This window comes from Bacteroides stercorirosoris, assembly GCF_900142015.1.
Taxonomy (GTDB): domain Bacteria; phylum Bacteroidota; class Bacteroidia; order Bacteroidales; family Bacteroidaceae; genus Bacteroides; species Bacteroides stercorirosoris.
Map to the genome: position 1 here is coordinate 61,534 of NZ_FQZN01000022.1, position 20,940 is coordinate 82,473.

The window sequence follows — 20,940 nt, forward strand, 5'->3', positions numbered from 1 at the left end:
TGTATCAACAGCCAATAATGAAATTTGTTGTTGTTTAAAATCATTGAGAAAATGGAGCTTAAGTCGATAAATAAAGTTATATCTAACGGTTATTGCCTTGGATGTGGACTTTGCCACGCAATAGAGAAGAACACTGAAATAGTGGAGAAAAATGGTAATCTTGTATCGAATTATAGCAAGAAGGATAGAGGGCATATTGCTGTATGCCCTGGTGCGGGCTATGATATCGTTGATTTCGGAAAGAGAATACATTTCGCAAAGAATTATTCTTATGAACTCGGTTGGTATAATGAGTTAAATTTAGTTCAGAGCTTAGACGCTACCCTGCTAAAGAAAGCATCCTCTGGAGGAGCTATGACAACAATTTCCCTCTTTATGCTTGAAAAGGGATATGCCGATGGTGTAATTTGTACAAAATACACATATGATTCACCTACTCCAAGACCTACTACATATATCGCACGAAATAAAGAGGAGTTGATAGAAGCTCAAGGCTCAAAATATTGCCCTACCAGCACACTTTCCATTCTCAGTCAATTGAAAACTGAAGAGAAATACGTTCTTATTGGAACACCGTGTCAGATAGCTGGCTGGAGAAAATACCAAGAGGTACTCAATCCATCAATTAATATTGTCCTAACCCTCGCAAATTTTTGCGGTGGGTATCGCGATTTTAGAGAAATAGACCACTTTGTTCATAATGTTGCAAAATTTGACGGTGTAAGGTATTTTCAACATAGAGGTGATGGCGTTCCAGGTCTAATGAAAATTGTGAATAATAGTGGTAGGGAATGGAAATACCCTTACCCTAAATATGCGCAACTGAGTCCTATCCAGAAAAATAATAGATGCGTATATTGTATTGATGCTACTGGAGAGTTGGCAGATATTTCATGTGGTGACGCATGGATTAAAAGAATAACAGATACTGGTGAGGCTTGGTCTACTATCATTTTAAGAAATAAAAGGGCTCAGAAGTTATTTAGCGAGATGCTCGAAGCAAAATTATTTAATATAGGGAAAATAACAGAAAATGAGGTTGTTGAATCTCAACGTTTGAATATTACATCGAAAAAATATCGACAGTATAAGCGTATTAAAATCAAGAAAATATTGCTTCAAAGAGTTCCGGACTGGTATGATGGAATAAAGAATGTGGGAGGATTTTATGTTGACGAGTGTAAAATCCTGTTGTCGAAATTTGTTCATTCTAAACTAAGCATTCTGTATAAAAGATAGCAACATAGATGAATTTTATTCGAAGATACATTGAATATATGCTTTTAATAGGTCTTTATATTTGGATCTGTTATTGCTCAATCACTAATATGGGCTCAAATGCTGGCATCGTGTTCTTATTATTCGTAGTTTGTATTGCGATAAAGTCAGCTAGAGCGTCATTTTGTGTGATGGTTTCTCTGTTGTTTTCATCAATGGCAAGTTTGAATATGCCATCGCCAATTATCATCTCTTCTGCAATCATCTTTTTGTTCAATTTTAGAAGGCTTAGAATTAGTGGAAAACAATTATCATTATCCAAGTTGATTATTCCTTTTGTTTTCTACTTAGTCATTCGGATTGTTTCGTATTTATACACCATCAACGATGAATTGTTTAGTAGTGCAATTAATGTAGATTTCATTACATTTATCAGCCTTTGCCTTGCATTACTTCTTCTAAACGACGCAGATGATGTCGTTTTTGTTGAACGATGGATAGGTCTGTTAGGAATATTGGCTACCGGATATGGATTGTACTACTTCTTGAATAACGAAACAGCATACTTAGGTGAAATTTATGCTGGTACTGATTTTGCAGGAAAGGGAGTGCTTGGAGATGATCTGATTAAGGCTTGGTTGAGGTGGGTGCCTATAGATAAAGAACCAAATTTCTTGGCAGCTTTGCTTTTGTTCCCATTTGGTTATTGGTTGTCTTTGGTATCTAATAAAATCACAGTAGGGTCAATGGTTGGCTTATCAATTACATACTTAGGTATTCTTTTTACCTATAGCAGATCTTCATTTTTGGTATCAACCCTGATCTTGCTGTATGTTTTGTTTGTGAATAAAAAAGAAAGTTTCTATTGTGTTTTATTGTGTGTAATAGGTCTCTTTATTGGAGTTTTTCTTTATTTTCCAGAAGTTGTAGACAGAATTTTCTCAATCAATGATAACATCAAATCAGAAGGAGGATCAGGTAGGTTCGAGTTATGGTCTGAGGCCATTATTAATTTTATGTCAAACCCTATATTGGGAGTTGGAACAGGGCAAACACCAGCTTACTCGCCATCTCGTTTGGGCACACATAATCTATTCCTACAGATTCTAGGAGAGAATGGAATTTTAGGGTTTTCACTATTCTCTTTTATTTGGTTATCTGCATTTACTCGAATGAAAAGGTATCTTTCATGTAATTCCTTCTATTTTTATGCCTTTCTGGGTTATTCTATTAATCTGATGACAGTGCACAATTTTGATTTGAGAATTCCTTTCTTTGTAGTTTTGCTATTCTATGCCTATGTGCAATCTATTAACAAGCCTCAAAGTACTATTAAACGGCCAGTTTACAGCCAACAGAAATCAAAGCGAAAGAGCCTGTTATCCAATAAAACAGAGTATTCACTGAAGTAGTATATATAATGAAAGTATTATTTGTACCCCCTATGTCATACCCCCTTCATATGGGCGGTTTTGAATCTCAGGTAATGCACATATATAGAGAATTGATAGAACTGGGAATTGACGTTGACTGGTATAACTTATCAAACACTGAAATTCGTCAATACGATATCATTCATTTACATTCTTCGGTTACGGAGTTTTTACCAATAGTGCAAAGGGCAAAAGAACTTGGTAAGAAGATTGTTGTAACTCCTATGATAGGTAGTCCTAGATATTCTAATAAATCATATCAATTTAAACTACTTGCATCAAGATTTCCAGGTCTTTTCTATGTAATGAAGAGATTCAACCAAATATTTTCTATGGTAGATTGCTTTATTACTCTAACCAATTTTGAGAAGAACCGACTGAGAACTATATTTAAGATTGATAAAGAGATAAGCATTATCCCCAATGGTATAGACGATAGCTTTTTCTGCCAAGATGATACTTTCATAAAGTTGCCATTTACTAATTATATCATAGTGGTGGGTAGAATAGAGTCCGACAAGAACCAACTACCATTGATAGAAATAGCCAATGAATTACAACTAAATCTGTTAATAGTGGGAGAGCCCGGTATAGGTCAACAGGATTATTATCAACGATGTAAAAACATAGCTGGAAATAATGTCGTTTTTTGGGGTAAAGAAACTAACCCCAATATCATGCGCCAACTATATAAAGAAGCCTATCTAACAGCAATTCCTAGTGTTACTGAGATGCTTCCGTTGGTAATATTTGAGAGTTTATCTCAACATACCCCAGTTTTGTGTACAACACACTGTGGTATATATCCTGAACAGGTGCCAGGTTTGTTTTATACCAAACCTATAAAAGAAAAAATTCTCGAAAACATCAAAGGAATATGGAATTCTTGCTCATCTGTAGATATAGGGAGAAAAGGAATATATTCTTGGAATAATATTGCAAAACAGCATATCACTGTTTATCAAAAGTTAGTTGGTGAATAGAAGAGTTTGAGAATAAAGTAATTTTCCTATATTAATCTTTTATTAAATTTCAAAGATTGAAGTTAATATGTACGATAAAGTAATTCTCATACAGGTGGATTCCATTCTGGGTTATCCTCTTACCATAGCATTGATTAATGAGTTGGTGAATGCCGGCACTCAGGTAACGGTTCTCATTACCGTAGCAAGTGATCAATTGAAGGAGGTTCTTCCTCAGTCGGTAATCATAGAGAAAGTCGGTAAAGAGTATTCCTACAAGACTTCTGCCCTGACAAAACTAAAAGACTTGTTTGCTGTTCGTAAGAGCATCTGGAGGTATATCGATACCCACTATGATGAAGATACCCTCTTGTGGGTAATGTCAAACATCACCTTGAAGCATATGGGCATGAAGCTGCTCGACTATCGCTACAACCTGCATCTGTTCGAACTGGTTGAAAAAGTAACATATATAGGCAGTCATTGGACATTTGGGCTTGACTTGGCAAAACTTGCTCATTATGCTCATAAAGTTATTGTTTGTGAGTATAATCGTGCTCAGATAACTCAGGCATGGTTAAAATTAACAGAACTCCCTTTAGTTATTTCAAATAAACCAGTTGATAGTACGTTTGAAAGAAATTCTGATATAACAAAATCGGATGAAGCAAAAGATCTTATTAAAAAGTTGGTAAATAAGAAGCTCATTCTTTACCAAGGCGTAGTTGATGCTGAACGACCAATTGAAACAATAGCATCTGCAGTAGAAGAATTGAGTGATGATTATGTGTTTATGGTTATGACAGGAAGTGATTGTTCTCATTTGAGAAAATATTCAAAGACAGTAATACTGTCATACATCACTGCACCATATCATTTAGAAGTGACAAGTCATGCTTTTATTGGAATTCTAATTTATACTCCTGTATATGGTACTTTTACTTCACCTTTGAATTCAATTTATTGCGCTCCAAATAAGTTGTTCGAATTTTCTCAATTTGGCATTCCTATGCTTGGTAATGATATACCAGGATTAAGATACACTATTAGTTATAACAATATGGGCTGTTGTATTCCTTCGTTCAGTCTTGAAAATTTTAAAAATGCCATTTCTAATATAACAGTCAATTATGATGTATATTCCGAAAATGCAAAAAAATTCTATTATAATGATAAGAAATCGCAAATAGTAAAAGAAGCATTACAAAAAAAATAATTATGGAATTAGGTTTAAAATCAAAGAATATTCTTATTGTTGGTGGCAGTAAGGGAATAGGTGAAGGCATAGTTATTGGCTTCGCAAAAGAAAATTGTAATATCGTAAATATTGCACGTACAGAAGATCTTCTTGTCAAAGTAGGTAAGAAGGCTATTGCTATTGGTGCGGAATCATATAATTATGAAGTTGCTGATATCATGGAATGTAATACCAAACAGTTTGCAACAGATCTCATTGAAAAATATGGTATGTTTGATGTTATAGTTCACAATGTAGGGACGTCTCTCGTAAGTCGTGATTATTTGGCAGGCTATGATGATTGGGAGCATGCATTGAGAATGAATGCCCTTGCATCAATTGATATGAATAGTGTTCTTCTTCCACCTATGATTGAAAGAAAGAGCGGACGTGTAATTCATATCTCATCAATATCTGCTCAGATACTTCGTGGTAATCCACTTTACGCATCTTCTAAAGCATTCCTCAACGCATACATTACAACTGTTGGTCGTCAGTTGGCTCCTACGGGTATCCTTATGTGTTCTATTATGCCAGGTGCTGTGGCTTTTGAAGGCAGCTACTGGGATAAATTTATAAAAGAAGGCAACCCTCGTGTTGATGACTTCCTTCGGCATCATCAGGCAGTTAACCGTTTTGGTACTCCTGAGGAGATTGCTAATGCAGTTATATTTATGGCAAGTGATAAGTCATCATTCATGCAGGCAACTAACATTCCTGTTGATGGTGCTAATATGTAATAAGGTATGAAAAGACTATTTGATATAATTTTTAGTTTTATTGGATTGGTATGTTTATCGCCAATACTTTTGATTATTTCTTTAATTATTGTTACTGGATCAAAGGGCGGCGTTTTCTTCCGTGGTGTTCGTGTTGGTCAGCATGGTAAAGACTTCCGTATCTTTAAATTCAGAAGTATGAAACCTGATTGTGAAGGTAAGGGTAAGTGGAATGTTGGCGATGATGATGATCGTATCACTCCTATTGGTCACTTCCTTCGCAAGAGTAAAGTTGATGAACTACCACAGTTGATAAATGTATTGAAGGGCGATATGAGTTTTGTTGGCCCTCGTCCTGAATTGCGCTACTATACTGATATGTATACCGAGTGCGAGATGGCTATTCTCGACCAGAAGCCAGGTATTACTGATTGGGCATCAATGGCTAATATTGCTCAGTTCAAAGGATTTACAGAAGCAATTGATCCAGATGCTTATTATCTGAATGTAGTTCGTCCTTTGAAGTTGAAATTACAGCTTTATTATCGCAACCACCATTCGTTCCTCGGTGATATCAAGTGTATTTTTTGGACAGTATATAAGGTAATCACAAAGTCTGATAAATTACCAAAGGATGTTCAGGAGATATTAGACAATTACGAAAAGAATCAAAAGAAATAAGATATATGGCAAATTGTAAATGGACAAGCGAGCAGCTTGCATGGAAAATTCGTCGACATGGTGTTGAGATGACTCACCTGAGTGGTGGTAGCCACCTTGGTGCAATCCTTTCTGTTGCTGATATTGTGGCAATATTGTATGCTGATGTATTGAATTACGATTCTAAGAATCCTAAATGGAAAGATCGCGACCGCTTTATCTTAAGTAAGGGTCATGCTGGCGCTTCTATATATGCTGCACTTGCTGAGTGTGGTTTCTTTGAAGTAGAAGAACTGAAGACTCATTATCAGAATGGTAGTCGTCTTTCTGGTCACGTATCTCATCACCTTCCTGGTGTTGAGTTCTCAACAGGTAGCCTTGGTCATGGTCTTGGTGCCGCTGCAGGTTTTGCTTTCGCATTGAAGAAAGACGGACGCAGTGAGCGCTCATTTGTTGTTCTTGGTGATGGCGAATGCGATGAGGGTAGCGTGTGGGAGGCAGCATTGTTTGCTAATCACTTCCGGTTGAACAATCTTTGCGCGATCGTTGACCACAATCATATGCAGAGTATGGACTTCAACGAGAATACTCTGGAGATAGAAAACTTTGCGGAGAAGTGGGCATCATTTGGTTGGAATGTAATTGAGATTAACGGAAACGATCATAAAGAACTGAAGTATGCTTTCGCAAAGGTTGCAGAATATGCTGCTAATGATGAGCATAAGCCTACTGTAATTATAGCCAATACCATCAAGGGTTTTGGCATCCCATTCATGCAGAATGATATCCTTTGGCACTATCGTTTTCCGCATGATGGGTGGGAGTATGATTGTGCGGTTAGCGAGTTGCATAAGATAAAGCCAGCGGGTTGTGATGATCCTTATACTCCTAATGGCATCGAGAATCCTCAGTTGCCTACTGATAAGGATGACATCTACAATGATCACACATTCTCACACACTTGGAATACTACATATCCTGAGAAGATGAGAAGAGTGGATGCTAAGATTGGAACAACAGAAAAGGTTCATAACGTATAATTATAGAGATGAGAGATACATTTGTAAGAACTTTGGTAGAACTTGCCAAAGAAGATAAAAATATAGAGCTCTTAACTGGAGACCTCGGATTTGGCGTTTTGCAACCTTTCTGGGAGAAGTGTCCTGATCAGTTTACAAATGCTGGCATTGCTGAGCAGAACATGACAAGTGTGGCTGCTGGTATGGCACTCACAGGAAAGAACGTTTTCACATATAGTATTGGTAATTTCCCCACACTTCGTTGTATTGAGCAGATTCGTAACGATTGCGCTTACCATAATGCCAATGTAAAGGTTGTTTGTATTGGTGGTGGTTTCGTCTATGGTTCACTTGGAATGAGCCATCAGGCAACTGAGGATCTTGCAATTCTTCGTGCATTGCCTAATGTTGTAGTACTTGCACCTGCCGATCTTATAGAAGCTGAGGAATGTACTAAGGCATTAGCTAAGTATAAAGGAACAGCATACCTTAGACTTGGTCGTGGAGGTGAGAAACGTATTCACGATAAGATTGAGAACTTCCAGATTGGAAAGGCTATCAAGGTTTGCGATGGTGCGAAGATTGCTATCTTCTCAACAGGTGCTATTTTTGAGGAAGTAACTGTTGCAAAGGATGTTTTGAAAGCAAAGGGTATTAATCCTGCAGTTTATACTTTCCCAACAGTTAAGCCTATTGATAAAGAAACAATCGAGCAGATTGCAAAGGATTTTGATCTGATTGTAACTTGTGAAGAACAAAATGTTATCGGTGGCTTTGGTTCTGCTGTTGCTGAGGTAATGACAGAGATGAAGCAGAGGAATGCTATATTACTTCGTGTTGGATTGAATGATGAGTACTCTGTTCGAGTGGGTAATCAGAAATACCTGAGAGGTCAATATGGTATTGATGCTGATGGTATTGTAGAAAAAATTTCAAAATTAATTTAATCATGAGTAAGATTCTGCTTACAGCAACAAACGCTATGATATTCCATTTTTTAGTTCCTCATATAGAGAAACTATTGGAGATGGGGCATCATGTTGAGATTGCTAGTACAGCTTTGGAAGGCTATGATGATTTATTGCGTAACCGTATAAAAGAAAAACCTGTAAAAATATCATATATACGCCTTAATAGAAGTCCATTTAGTCTATCAAATTATAAAGGAATAATAGACTTAAAAAGAATCATTGATAATGATAGCTTTGATCTAATCTGGACTAATGAGCCAGTGATGAGTATTGCTACTCGATTAGCAGCGCGAAGCGCAAGAAAAAAAGGTACCAAAGTAGTATATATGGTACACGGATTCCACTTCTTTGATGGGTCATCAAAGGGTAGCTGGCTTATCTTTTACCCAATAGAGCGTATAATGGCTAAATTTGCAGATTATCTAATTACAATTAACAAGGAAGATTTCAATAGGGGAAAGTCGTTTGGATTCAAAGACGTTTTCTATGTTCATGGTGTTGGATTGGATACAAAGAAATTCCGAGAAGCGAGTGTGGACAGGAGCCTAAAGAGAAAAGAAATTGGCATACCAAATAATGTCATTATGCTTCTTTCAGTAGGCGAGTTGGGGACTCGTAAAAATCACGAAGTGGTTATTAGAGCTCTTGGAGAACTTAAAGATAAGGACATTCATTATGCTATATGTGGTGAAGGCGTTCTTGAAGATTATCTAAAGAATCTTTGCAAAAAATTAGGTATAGCAGAGAATGTACATTTCCTTGGTTATCATAGAGATATTCCTGAAATATGCAAAGCAGCTGATATTTATGTTTTCCCATCTCAAAGAGAAGGCCTTGGAATAGGTGCCTTAGAAGGTATGGCTTCTGGTTTACCACTGATTTCATCCTACGTTAATGGTATCCGTGATTATACTGAAGATGGAGTTACAGGTTATACCATTCAGCCTTATAATATTGAAGGATATGCAATGGCAATTAGAAAGCTTGTTGATAATACAGGAGACAGAGCAAGGTTTGGTAGTCACAATATGATAGTCGCTCAAAAATTTGATGTTTGTAATACAATTCAAGAAATACCTGTTATCTTAGATGAAATAATGAAATAATGAAAAAGATCCTTTACTATCTTAGAGCTTTGAATATAGGAGGAGCAGAAACCTTTGTTTACAATGTGCTTGAGAAAATTGACACAGAACAGTACCATATTGATATTGTTCTTCAATCTGACAAGAATGAAAATGTTAGGTTATTAGAACTGTGTGAAAAGAAGGATGTGAAGATATTTTATACTTTACCTTTTGAGAAGCATTATTTTAAATCATACAAACAACTCCTTTCTATTGTTAAGGATAATGGCTATGATGTAATTCATTTGCATGCTAATTCTTTGATAAACAATATACCGACTCTGGTTGCTCGTAAAGCGAAGTGTAAGTTCGTAGTCCATTCTCATAATAGTAACAATAATGTAGGAGGTGCTATTGGAAAATATATTCATTATTTCAATAGATGGTTGATGAATCATGGAGAAGTTGTGCGTCTATCATGTAGTGATAAAGCTGCTAAATGGATGTTTGGTTCACAGAAATACCAATTAATAAATAATGGTATTAATCTTGATACCTATAAATATAATAATCGATCAAGGATAGAATTACGTAAAAAATATAATATAGATGATAACATCCTAGTATGGGGGCATGTAAGTAGATTCGTAGAGGCTAAGAATCATGATTTTTTGATAAAATGCTTTGATTATTATAATAAAAAAAATCCAGAATCAAAGTTGGTGCTCGTTGGAGATGGGCCATTGTTTTTTAAAATAAAGACAGAAACAAACAAACCGAATATTATTTTTCTCGGGAGTATTTCTGAAACAAGTCGATTTTATTCAATGTTTGATTTGATGGTTTTTCCATCTTTATTTGAAGGATTACCATTTACATTAGTTGAAGCACAGGCATCAGGATTACCAATATTGGCTTCTGAAAATATTACAAAACTCGTAAACATTACAGGCCTAATTAATTATCTATCACTCAATAAGTCTTTGGATGAATGGATTTCCCATATTCCTTCCAAATTATCTGAAACTCAAAGAGTAAAAACTTCTCAGATGATGAAGAATTCAGTATTTGATTCAGATACAACCATTAAACAAATAAGTAATTGTTATGAGAATTAAAGTGAAAATTCTACTAGCTATTGTTCTATCATTTAGATATATACCGCATATTTTAAGCTATTATCTTAATAAAAATATTAGGGAAGATGTCCGTTTTTGGAGTAAGTGTTATAGCGTAGGATATAGCGGTTTAGTAGGTATGATGTATTTCCTGACTTATTATAAAGAATTTCGAAATGTAATGTATAAACGATTGAGAGTTTCTTTGCTGCATAAAATTCTTCTCCCTCCCCTCAGCAGTTTATATATTACGACTTCGAGAGATAAAATAGGAAAAGCTTTGTTTATTCAACATGGTTTTGCTACGATAATAAGTGCAGAAAGTATAGGTGAATATTGCTGGATTAATCAACAAGTAACGATTGGTTATACGAAAAAATCTGTATCTCCTATGATTGGAAATAACGTACGCATTCATGCTGGTGCTTTAGTTCTTGGTCAAATTCGAATAGGTGATAATTCTGTAATTGCTGCTGGTGCAACAGTTGTAGATGACGTACCTCCTAATAGTTTAGTATGTTCGCCAAAAGCTAAAGTTGTGAAAGTAAACGACCCACATAACACCTTTTCTTAATAATTTATAGGTAAGCGTGTAAGCACTCATTGTATGGCTCTTGTCTTGTTTTTGTTTGTCTATTATCTTTGCTTCGAACTTAAAAATCGACAAATAATGAACATGAGTGAACTTTACAGTGAGTTTCTCTTCCGTTATCAAACGGATGCTGCTCCCCGGAAGATTTCGATCAATGCCTATTGTATTTCTGAAGGAATTGAATATCGTAACTTCATCAAATGGTATCGTGACAACAAGAACCATCTTCGTGATTCAGAAATGGAAGAAATACGTTTAAACCCTCTAACGGTTACCGGTCTTCCCAAGAGTGGCCTCTCCTCTTCCGAAGTTGTTACTTCAAAACCTTTGGTTGAAGAATTCAATGTTGTTTCTTTCCATCTGAAGTTAAGTAATGGTATTGAGATCAATAAAGAGAATGCAAATTTAGTCAGCGTTACGCGTCTTCTTTAAAGTTTTAGTGCCTTATGTTAGGTTAGTCGAGTAAAGAGGGTGAAAGTCCCTTGCCTTACTCGACTAGTCATCATAGAAAATCAATAAATGGATGTTGTTTGATTGTTATATGCTTGTGGATTTCTGATTGAGAAACTAATTCTTGTATACAAACTATTCTATTTTTGTACAAACATGAAGGTTCTGCAATGGATGAAGATATAAAGTTATTGGTGTGGAAGAAAGCCCGTTTTGTGGATGGGTTGGACGATTCTATGTTTCGCAAAGATGCTTGCGGAGCATTGATTATGTGGGATAAATTTGGAAAAAATAATCCTTTCGGATAGATTATTGATCATATACTACCAATGTCATTAGGTGGTGATGATAATTTGCTGAATATAAGAGCACTGCACTATAAAAATAATCTAAGTAAAGCCAGTGATTACCCTTCGTATACTGCGTCTGTGAAATATGATGGACGGGAAAACGTTATGGATGAACGAAATCTTACTGTTAATAAGAAACTGCGTGAAAAACTAAAGCAGCTTTATAAAAATGCTTGAATATGCTGAAATGCACTGGATAAACAGAATGCGGGAGTTTCGAACAAATCGAAACTCCCGCATTCTGTTTATAGAATATCAATTTTTACTTCTTCATCCTCAGCACCCGGATTCCTGTCCAATTGTCATTACTTAGCAACATTTGTCCCAGAGCAACCTTAGAAACTACCACTTTCTTTTCTTTGGAGGAAGCGTGTAACAGGCTGAGTTTGCCATCTACATAGAATGCAATACCCATGTGGGTTACATCCAGTCCCGGAGTATTTGTTGTGATGGCAATAATATCACCATTCTTAATCCAGGGCAGACCATTGAATGGAAGTTGGTCTTTGGGAATATAATGGAATTCTTGTCCGGACAATGAGCTTTCAATCTCTTTCATTTTAGCTACGTTTTGTGGAGAGTTGCTCAACTGTTTATACAATTCCGGATGAGAAGACATATAAGAAAGAGAAACTTTTTGTGTGTACGGGCTGTAAGAAGCACTTACATCTTCCAGAAAGCCATTACGAACTCCATTGTTTACCCAGTCTGCAATATAGTGCAAGCGGGAAGGGTAACCGCTTATTTTTCCATCACGATAACGGATCATCTGAAGTTTATCGGCAAAGTCACCTTCGGCCACCTGACCGTCTTCAGTAGGAGAGAGGGCCATGGCGAGAGCATATTCTACAAAAGTAGTGCAGTCCACTTCATCACAATTGATGATAAGTTCTTCTTCACCGTCGGTTACTTCCAACGTGTGTGCTACGTAAGGAATATCCAGAAATTTTATTCCATTGTTCAGCATGGCATTTTCTTTGTCATCTGTTTGAGCGCTGACTGTAGCCACACAAAGTGCACTGAACAGGAGTGTAATCATTGTTTTCATTGTTCTTTCGTTTTTAATATAAATAAAAAGGATGCCGCAAAAGTACGACATCCTTTTCAAAAATCCTTAAATTGGACAGATTAAATTCAATATTGATAAATTAAATTTTTGTAATCCGTCTTTTTGTCAAACGGTACGATGGAGAAACCATACTCGATAGCATTCTCCACACCGGGACGAATCAGATACGGTTCGTGTGCCATAGCTCCCCAACTGTTGTCACCGCCAACACCCATCATGCGATAGTCAATAAACATATCCACCATCTTTTCCGGTTGCGGATCAGTGAGGTGACGATGGTTTGTATTGGCTGTGCGCGGAGCGCCATTATCGATTGTTTCACCACTGTCCAGGCTACCGAGCGGATAATTGGAAGCATTCAACTCAAATGTGCGGTCGGCAATAAAGAGCAAACCACCTTTTTGCTTGTTGGTGAGGGCGCACCAGTAGATGTCTGTGCGGTGTTCATTCTCTTGCGGACGAATATACGGTTCGTATAAATCCTTGATTGGAGTGGTATATTCTCCGATGAACTGGGATGTGCGACGGTCACGGTAGTTCTCTTCTGGGCCACGGCCGTAATAAGTAAGATTGGTCAGTGTCTCTGATAACTGCATACGCAGACCGACGCGCGGAATCATTGGAGTTTCTGTCCCTTCAGCAACAAAGCGGTTGTTCACTTTGATGATACCGTTGGCATATACCTTGTAGGTGATTTCCCAACGGGCATCTGTCTGTGGGAAGCGGTAAGCTACTTTCACAATAGAATTACCCCCTTCTTTAGAGACATTGAATGACTCGGCCTTAAGCGTCTGATAACTGGCTTCTCTCCACGCTTTTAAGCGGACGGGGAGTTTGGCTCCGTAATCGTTATCAGTAGGAGCCCGCCAGAAGAAAGGACGCGGACCTTGCCCGTCATAAATATATTCCTGCTTATTGTAGACATAAGATACCAACAAACCGCTTTGCTTATCAAAAGCTGCTTTGAAACCGTCACCGCTGAAAACAACTTGTGAGAAGACTTCTTCCATTTTGGCAGGAGCCTGATAGGCAACTTCTTTCTTGAAGAATGGGTGAACATAGGTTTGCTCACGGGCGATTACCGTGCCGACAGGCAAGAACGGTTCGGCTTTGCGTACAGTTGCATAGAACTCGATGCGTACATCTCCTACGGTATTCTTTTCCTTAGGAATACCTTGCAGGAACGGGCTGGTTGCCGTCTTTCCCGGAGCTGCATTGATGTTATCCATCTTACCTTTATAAATTTCCTTTCCATGATCGCGGACGATGTAATGGAAGTCGTATTTATTCAGATCGGTAAATGAGAAGTCATTACGGATTTGTACCGTACTGGTTTGCGGGTCGAATTTAATGAACTTGATGTTCTGATAAACTTTACCCATTTCGATGGTTTGCGGTTTAACACTACGGTCGGGATAAACCACACCGTTGATACAGAAATTGCCATCGGAAGGAGTGCCGTTCTCACCATAATCACCACCATAAGTCCAATATTTACGTCCGTCACTGGTTTTAGCGGCGAAGCCCTGGTCTACCCAGTCCCAAATGCAGCCACCCTGCAATATGGGATATTTTTCGATGATATCCCAATAGTCCTGGAAGTTGCCAAGACTGTTACCCATGGCGTGAGCGTATTCGCACAAGATGAGCGGACGTGTCATTTCTTTATTTTGCGCATATTTTTCAATGCTCTGGGGAGAAGAATACATCGGACAATAAATGTCGGTGTTCCACTCCAATCCGGCACGTTCGTACTGTATGGGACGGTTATCGAGCATCTTCAATGTATTGTAAGTGACATAGAAATTCAGTCCGTTTCCGGCTTCGTTGCCCAATGACCAGGTGATTACGCACGGATGGTTTTTATCACGTTCGTACATATTCATGGTACGGTCGAGGTGGGCATTCATGAACAGCGGATTGTTGCCCAAAGTGCCGCCTACGTGCAGGTCGTATCCCATGCCGTGGCTTTCGATATTGGCTTCATCAATCACATAGATGCCGTACTGGTCGCAAAGTTCGTAGAAACGTTCCTGTTGCGGATAGTGGCAAGTACGCACCGTGTTCACATTATATTTCTTCCAGAGTTCGAAATCCTTCAGCATGAGCTCTTCCGGAACATAATGTCCGGTGTATTCATTATGTTCGTGAACATTGACACCTTTCACAAGAATGGGTACGCCATTCACAAGAAGCTGCTTGTCCTTAATCTCGACCGTACGGAAACCCACTTTGCAGCTGGTGGCTTCTATCACTTCGCCGTTCGTGCGTTTCAGGCTGATGACGAGTGTATAGAGATTGGGAGTTTCGGCTGTCCACTGTTTTACGCCACGAAGGGTTTTCTTGGTAAATTCCACCTCGGTCTGGTCGCCTTCCACACGGGTAGACGATTGGGTGACCTGTTGGTCTTCATTATCCAGCAGACGATAGGACACTACATATGGGGATTTGATGTCGCTTTCGTTCGCAAGCTTCACTTTCAGCTTCAGAATGCCGTCTTTGTAGTAAGGATCCAGCGGAGTTTCTGCCTTGAAATCGGCAATGTAAATCTTGGGAGTGGCATAGAGATAAATATCACGTTCTATACCGCTGATGCGCCAGAAGTCCTGACACTCCAGATAGTTGGCATCCGAAAAGCGGTGTACCTGAATGGCAATTATATTCTTGCCTCTCTTCACCATAGCGGTGACATTGAAGCGGGCGGGAGTCTTGGAATCCTTGCTCATGCCTACAAACTTGCCGTTGATGTAATAGAAGGCAGCGCCGCGTACACCATCCGCACTCATGAAAATCTCTTTTCCCTCCCAGTCGTTGCCTACGGTAAACTCGCGGCAGTAGGTACCTGTCGGGTTCCACTCCTTGGGCACGTATGGCGGATTGGGTTTGTCCCAATAAGGCTCGTAGCCCTTGGAGCAAAATTCGTAAGGTTGATTGACATAAATGGGGGTACCGAAGCCTTGCAATTCCCAGTTGCCCGGTACGTTGATATCCGGCCAGCGGCTGACATCAGTACGTGCGTTCATAAAGTCCGTAGGCCGGTCAGCAAAATTTTCCACGTAGTTGAACTTCCACTTTCCATTGAGGGAAAGACGATAGGTTCCATTGGTCCGGTCATTGACGATGGCATCTTCTTCACTTATGTAAGAAGTGAATGTACTTCGGGGAGACATTTTGTTGATGTGGGTCAACTTCGGGTTTGTCAACTGTTCGTAGCGACCCTCCTGTGCCGGAAGGGCGAGAGGAAGCAAGGCGAGGCAGGTGATAAAAGTCAGTCTTTTCATGAGCTATAATGATTTTTATTTCTTCTCAAATTTTAGTCCGTCACGCAACCACTTTTCCAGTTCTTCTGTCCACTGGCGTTTGTAAGTGAAGTTGTCACGGAATCCCCAGCCATGTCCACCGATAGGGTAGATGTGCATGGAAACAGGAACTTTCTGTTCGTTGAGGGCCAGAAAATAGCCGATACTATTCATGGGAGGTACGGCGCCGTCATCCGCAGAAAGTACGATGAAGGCTTGCGGAGAGCGGGCTGATACGCGACGTTCAAGAGAATAAGCTTCTTCCAGTTCCTTTGTCGGGTTATTGCCGAGAAGGTTCTGGCGGGAACCTCCGTGGGTGATACCCGGTACCATGGAAATGACGGGATAAAGCAGGATCTGGAAATCAGGACGGGTCTCATCACTACTGTAAAGAGTAGAGAGCGAAGCAGCCAGATGTCCGCCTGCCGATGCTCCCATAACGCCTACACGATTAGGATCGATGCCCCATTCTTTGGCGTGCTGGCGAATGATGCGGATAGCCTGCTCCGCATCGGAGAGGGGAACTTCGCGGTGTCCGTTCGGCATACGATATTTCAGAACGGCATAGGTGATTCCTTGTGTGTTGAACCAGGAAGCCATGTCATGACCTTCATGGTTCATGGCCAGGCGGGCATATCCGCCGCCCGGACACATAAGGATAGTCATACCGTTAGGATTTGCCGGACGATAGACTGTGATAGTCGGATTGACAACGTTAGCCACGCGACCGCCGTTCAGGTCTTCCTGGTCGCCTGTCAGGCCGTTTGTATTTGGAGCCCCGTTGGGCCACAAGGGCATCTCAACGGGCTTTTGGGCAGATAGCAGTGTTGACATAAACAATGCTGTGAAAAATAAAATTACTTTCATAAATCTTTCTTATTTTGTTTTCATTGAGGCCTTGATTAAGTAGATTATCAGCAGTGCATAAGCACCCAGTGCCAGCACTTCGGACCAGGTGTTGTTTACCCAGGCGTCGTTCACCAGATTGATGCCGCCAAAGCGCATAGCCGCACTGACTACTCCCATCAGGGCACCACCGGCAATGAAACCGGAAGCCAGCAACGTACCTTTCTCACCGCGTTCTGCATTGAGGGCAGCATCTTTGCTACGGCTTGTCACATACCAGTTGACGGCACCGCCCACCACCAGAGGGACGTTCAGTTCCAGCGGGATAAACATACCCAATGCAAATGCGAGGGCCGGAATCTTGAATGCATTCAGCACAATGGCAAGTACCGCACCGATACCGTAAAGCAACCACGGAGCGCCTACACCGTTCATCAACGGTTCGATAACTGCTGCCATTGCATTAGCCTGCGGGGCTGCAAGCTGTCCGCTGGTGAAGCCGTATGTCTTGTTCAGGATTATCATTACGCCACCCACGGTTGCAGCGGAAACAATGGTTCCGAGGAATTTCCATGTTTCCTGTTTGGCAGGCGTGCTGCCCAACCAGTAACCGATTTTCAGGTCGGTAATGAAACCGCCTGCCATAGACAGCGCCGTACAAACAACGCCACCCATAACCAATGCAGCCACCATACCTTCGGGACCTTTCAGCCCGACAGATACCATCACTACAGATGCAAGGATCAGTGTCATCAGTGTCATACCGGAAACGGGGTTCGTACCTACAATTGCAATAGCATTGGCAGCCACCGTGGTGAACAGGAATGCAATACCGGCTACCAACAAAATAGCTACGACTGTATGTAGCAGACTTCCCTGCATCACGTCGAAGTAGAAGAACAGGAACACCAGTATCAATGTTATGATAGAACCGATAGCGATAATCTTCATGGATATATCACGTTGTGTACGTTTCACGCTGGCTTCTACATTGGATTTTCCACCCATTTCCTTAGCTGCCAGTCCTACGGCACTCTTGATGATGCCCCATGACTTGATGATACCGATGATACCCGCCATAGCGATACCGCCGATACCGATGCTCTTGGCATAATACTTGAATATTTCTTCGGGCGCCATACTGCCTACGGTAGCTGCGATTTCCGGGTTCCATTGGTTCAGTACACTGTCTCCCCAAATCATGGACATCCCCGGAATGATAATCCACCAGACAGCCAGTGAACCGGCACAGATGATAGAAGCGTATTTCAGACCTACGATATAGCCCAGACCGAGTACGGCAGCACCGGTATTTACCTTGAACACCAGTTTTGCCTTTTCCGCCAGCATTTCGCCAAAGCCACATACTCGCGTAGTGAAGTTTTCGTTCCACCAGCCGAATGTAGCCACAATGAAATCGTATAGACCACCGATAATACCTGCCATCAGCAACGGTTTTGCCTGGCTTCCGCCTTTTTCGCCCGATACAAGCACCTGTGTGGTGGCTGTTGCCTCGGGAAAAGGATATTTGCCGTGCATGTCGCTGACAAAGTATTTACGGAAAGGGATGAGAAAGAGAATGCCCAGTACGCCTCCCAGCAATGAACTGATGAATACCTGGGTAAAAGTGACCGTGATTTCTTCCGGATAAGTCTCTTGCAGGATATATAGGGCGGGCAGGGTGAAGATGGCACCTGCCACGATGACGCCGGAACTGGCACCGATGGATTGGATAATGACGTTTTCGCCCAACGCATTCTTACGTTTGGCGGCGCCCGATACGCCTACGGCAATGATTGCGATAGGGATGGCGGCTTCGAATACCTGACCTACTTTTAACCCCAGATAGGCTGCCGCAGCCGAAAAGAGGATAGCCATAGCAATACCCCACAACACAGACCAGAGGTTAACTTCCGGATACTTCTTGTCGGGACTCATCAAAGGGTTGTAGACTTCGCCCGGTTTCAATTCGCGGAATGCATTTTCCGGCAAACCAGTCAATTTCTCTTCTTCTTGTTTCATAGTTTCTTATTTAGTTTTATATTATGATTTGAATTTGCACCACAGATTGCGCAGATTTCCACAGATTATTTTTACTATATATAAATTGGGCAGATACGGAAATCTGTGTAAATCTGCGTAATCTGTGGTGAAAAAGTCTTCAAAGAAAGCAAAAAAAAAGGAGAATTGAAAAATTCTCCTTTATTCTTATATATAAAGATGCTTATTTCGCATCTTTCGCTGTCATATCTCCTTCTACAAAGAGTCGCATCATTTCAGTTTTGGCATTTGTGCGCAAGGTGATGGACTTCTTGAAGTGGCCCGGATATTTGCCTGTGCCGTTGTACGTAATCTTGACGGTTCCGGTCTTACCCGGCAATACGGGTTCCTGAGTATATTCGGGTACTGTACATCCACAGGAAGCTACAGCTTGATGGATTACCAGCGGAGCATCGCCCACGTTGGTGAATGTAAACACACAACTTACAACCGGATCGTTTTCTGAAAACGTACCGAAGTTATGAGTGGTCTTATCAAACTTAATGTCAGCCTTCCCCTGTGCTGAAGCGTAACCAATGCTCAGAACGAGCATAAACATATACAATGCAAGTTTTTTCATGTCTCTTAATCTTTTGTATTACACAGCGGACAAAGGTAAGGCATTTTTGTGAAAATTAATCCAATGATGTGCGAAATAGTATTAAATATGCCTCAGAAGCTGTTGTGGCATATGATTAATAAGGAAAAATATGGATTTCTTCCGTACATTGGGAGAGCTTCATGATGATGATGGTGGAAGCTATGCCTATTTATACTGATTTACAGCGTTTCGTAAAAAGTGGATATACAAGGGCTAATGACTAAGATAACGAATTAATTGTCGCATATGTCAAAGTAAAAGAATTCTATCTAAATTATTGCTTTTTCTTGCATCCCCACCCGGAATAATGTATTTTTGTACTTCAATGTGCGACAAAGAACGCTAACTCTTAATTATATGATGGATTATCAATTAAATACCCCCCTGAACGGGAATCTGGCAATGACTTCTTGCTTTCACGAAAATAAAGCACTACAGCAAAACACTACCTTATACAAATTTATATGGGTGCGCAGCGGCATCCTGACAGTAGAGATAGATCATATCCCGATGCGGCTGGAACAAGACGAAATAGCCTGTCTTACGCCCCTGCATCATATCGAAATAAAATCGGTGGAAGGTGAATACCTCACTTTTCTGTTCAATAGTAATTTCTACTGCATCTTCGGCCATGATGACGAAGTGTCGTGCAATGGTTTCCTTTTTCACGGTTCCTCCCAGGTGATGCGATTAAAGCTCTCTCAGGAGCAGGCTGTCAATCTGAATGATATTGTCCGTATCTTCCGTCAGGAATCTGCCGTTCGTGATAACCTTCAGGAAGAGATGCTTCGTATCATCCTTAAACGTTTCATCATCACCTGTACCCGCATTGCCCGTGAGAAGTGCGGCGTTACTCCGGAACAGGAGAAAGCTTTCGATATCGTCCGCCGTTTCTATATATTAGTTGACCAAAATTTCCGTGAAAAGAAACAAGTGCAGGATTATGCCGACCTCTTATTCCGTTCTCCCAAGACACTTTCCAATCTGTTTTCTTCCTGCGGAGTCCCTTCTCCTTTGCGCATCATTCACGAACGGGTGGAAGCGGAAGCTAAACGTTTACTGCTCTACACTCCCAAAAGCGCCAAGGAAATCAGTGAACTCTTGGGCTTCGAAGATTTATCCACATTCAGTCGCTTTTTCAAGAAAATGACGGGCGAAAGTGTGTCGGATTTCCGTAAATCGAACACAACGGGAAATATTGCCAACTGATACGGCAGAATTGCCATTTCACGTCCCGACATAAACCCCGATTTTTGCATCAGAAAAACAAAACAATTAATTAATGCAAT

20 protein-coding genes are annotated in these 20,940 nt (G+C 40.3%); 14 read left to right on the forward strand and 6 right to left on the reverse strand.

Annotated features, from left to right (window positions below; all coding sequences use genetic code 11):
- Positions 1 to 51: 51 nt before the first annotated feature.
- Positions 52 to 1,239: a Coenzyme F420 hydrogenase/dehydrogenase, beta subunit C-terminal domain gene (locus tag BUC01_RS16575; protein ID WP_139261880.1), complete on the forward strand. Its 1,188-nt coding sequence runs from the start codon at positions 52 to 54 to the stop codon at positions 1,237 to 1,239.
- A 70-nt stretch (positions 1,240 to 1,309) separates the two neighbouring features.
- Here the strand turns inward: BUC01_RS16575 and BUC01_RS25550 are convergent, their stop codons facing one another.
- Positions 1,310 to 1,483 (reverse strand): hypothetical protein, encoded by a 174-nt coding sequence (locus tag BUC01_RS25550; RefSeq protein ID WP_175560890.1) that lies wholly within the window; start codon positions 1,481 to 1,483, stop codon positions 1,310 to 1,312.
- Positions 1,484 to 1,541: 58 nt separating this feature from the next.
- Between BUC01_RS25550 and BUC01_RS16585 the strand changes: the two genes are divergently transcribed.
- The 12 genes from BUC01_RS16585 to BUC01_RS25555 all read left to right on the forward strand — a co-directional run bounded on the left by BUC01_RS16585 (position 1,542) and on the right by BUC01_RS25555 (position 11,754).
- Entirely contained in the window at positions 1,542 to 2,630 is a 1,089-nt protein-coding gene (locus BUC01_RS16585; protein WP_073314261.1) for an O-antigen ligase family protein, read from the forward strand.
- 8 nt (positions 2,631 to 2,638) lie between these two features.
- On the forward strand, positions 2,639 to 3,634 hold the full coding sequence (locus BUC01_RS16590) for a glycosyltransferase family 4 protein (protein ID WP_025833151.1): 996 nt from the start codon (positions 2,639 to 2,641) through the stop codon (positions 3,632 to 3,634).
- 67 nt (positions 3,635 to 3,701) lie between these two features.
- Positions 3,702 to 4,829, forward strand: a complete 1,128-nt coding sequence (locus BUC01_RS16595; RefSeq protein WP_073314263.1) for a hypothetical protein — start codon at positions 3,702 to 3,704, stop codon at positions 4,827 to 4,829.
- A gap of 2 nt (positions 4,830 to 4,831) precedes the next feature.
- Positions 4,832 to 5,590: an SDR family NAD(P)-dependent oxidoreductase gene (locus BUC01_RS16600; RefSeq protein ID WP_025833145.1), complete on the forward strand. Its 759-nt coding sequence runs from the start codon at positions 4,832 to 4,834 to the stop codon at positions 5,588 to 5,590.
- Positions 5,591 to 5,596: 6 nt separating this feature from the next.
- Positions 5,597 to 6,250, forward strand: coding sequence for a sugar transferase (locus BUC01_RS16605; protein ID WP_025833143.1), 654 nt, complete (start codon positions 5,597 to 5,599; stop codon positions 6,248 to 6,250).
- Positions 6,251 to 6,255: 5 nt separating this feature from the next.
- Positions 6,256 to 7,269 carry a transketolase gene (locus BUC01_RS16610; RefSeq protein ID WP_025833141.1) on the forward strand — a complete coding sequence of 338 codons (1,014 nt, stop codon included), beginning with the start codon at positions 6,256 to 6,258 and terminating at the stop codon, positions 7,267 to 7,269.
- 8 nt (positions 7,270 to 7,277) lie between these two features.
- Positions 7,278 to 8,195 (forward strand): transketolase family protein, encoded by a 918-nt coding sequence (locus tag BUC01_RS16615; RefSeq protein ID WP_025833138.1) that lies wholly within the window; start codon positions 7,278 to 7,280, stop codon positions 8,193 to 8,195.
- A 2-nt stretch (positions 8,196 to 8,197) separates the two neighbouring features.
- The gene (locus tag BUC01_RS16620; RefSeq protein WP_025833136.1) at positions 8,198 to 9,325 is read left to right on the forward strand and encodes a glycosyltransferase; all 1,128 of its coding nucleotides are present in this window, start codon (positions 8,198 to 8,200) and stop codon (positions 9,323 to 9,325) included.
- Positions 9,325 to 10,404, forward strand: a complete 1,080-nt coding sequence (locus tag BUC01_RS16625; RefSeq protein ID WP_025833134.1) for a glycosyltransferase — start codon at positions 9,325 to 9,327, stop codon at positions 10,402 to 10,404. Before BUC01_RS16620 ends, BUC01_RS16625 begins: the two co-directional genes overlap by 1 nt.
- Positions 10,394 to 10,978 (forward strand): serine acetyltransferase, encoded by a 585-nt coding sequence (locus BUC01_RS16630; RefSeq protein WP_025833132.1) that lies wholly within the window; start codon positions 10,394 to 10,396, stop codon positions 10,976 to 10,978. The genes BUC01_RS16625 and BUC01_RS16630 overlap by 11 nt, the downstream gene beginning before the upstream one ends.
- 102 nt (positions 10,979 to 11,080) lie before the next feature.
- A complete protein-coding gene (locus BUC01_RS16635; RefSeq protein WP_244895754.1) occupies positions 11,081 to 11,428 on the forward strand; it encodes a hypothetical protein in 348 nt (115 codons plus the stop codon).
- A 188-nt stretch (positions 11,429 to 11,616) separates the two neighbouring features.
- Positions 11,617 to 11,754, forward strand: a complete 138-nt coding sequence (locus BUC01_RS25555) for a hypothetical protein (protein WP_175560891.1) — start codon at positions 11,617 to 11,619, stop codon at positions 11,752 to 11,754.
- Between the two features lie 304 nt (positions 11,755 to 12,058).
- Here BUC01_RS25555 and BUC01_RS16645 read toward each other — a convergent pair whose 3' ends face one another.
- The 5 genes from BUC01_RS16645 to BUC01_RS16665 all read right to left on the reverse strand — a co-directional run bounded on the left by BUC01_RS16645 (position 12,059) and on the right by BUC01_RS16665 (position 19,630).
- A complete protein-coding gene (locus BUC01_RS16645) occupies positions 12,059 to 12,844 on the reverse strand; it encodes an N-acetylmuramoyl-L-alanine amidase-like domain-containing protein (RefSeq protein ID WP_025833127.1) in 786 nt (261 codons plus the stop codon).
- Positions 12,845 to 12,930: 86 nt separating this feature from the next.
- Positions 12,931 to 16,146: a glycoside hydrolase family 2 TIM barrel-domain containing protein gene (locus BUC01_RS16650; protein ID WP_025833125.1), complete on the reverse strand. Its 3,216-nt coding sequence runs from the start codon at positions 16,144 to 16,146 to the stop codon at positions 12,931 to 12,933.
- A 15-nt stretch (positions 16,147 to 16,161) separates the two neighbouring features.
- The gene (locus BUC01_RS16655; protein ID WP_073314265.1) at positions 16,162 to 17,031 is read right to left on the reverse strand and encodes an alpha/beta hydrolase; all 870 of its coding nucleotides are present in this window, start codon (positions 17,029 to 17,031) and stop codon (positions 16,162 to 16,164) included.
- Between the two features lie 9 nt (positions 17,032 to 17,040).
- The gene (locus tag BUC01_RS16660) at positions 17,041 to 19,032 is read right to left on the reverse strand and encodes an OPT family oligopeptide transporter (protein ID WP_073314267.1); all 1,992 of its coding nucleotides are present in this window, start codon (positions 19,030 to 19,032) and stop codon (positions 17,041 to 17,043) included.
- Positions 19,033 to 19,234: 202 nt separating this feature from the next.
- Positions 19,235 to 19,630 (reverse strand): DUF1573 domain-containing protein, encoded by a 396-nt coding sequence (locus tag BUC01_RS16665; RefSeq protein ID WP_025833123.1) that lies wholly within the window; start codon positions 19,628 to 19,630, stop codon positions 19,235 to 19,237.
- Between the two features lie 381 nt (positions 19,631 to 20,011).
- Here BUC01_RS16665 and BUC01_RS16670 point away from each other — a divergent pair, with 381 nt between their 5' ends.
- Positions 20,012 to 20,860: a helix-turn-helix domain-containing protein gene (locus BUC01_RS16670; RefSeq protein ID WP_073314285.1), complete on the forward strand. Its 849-nt coding sequence runs from the start codon at positions 20,012 to 20,014 to the stop codon at positions 20,858 to 20,860.
- The last annotated feature ends 80 nt before the right edge of the window (positions 20,861 to 20,940 follow it).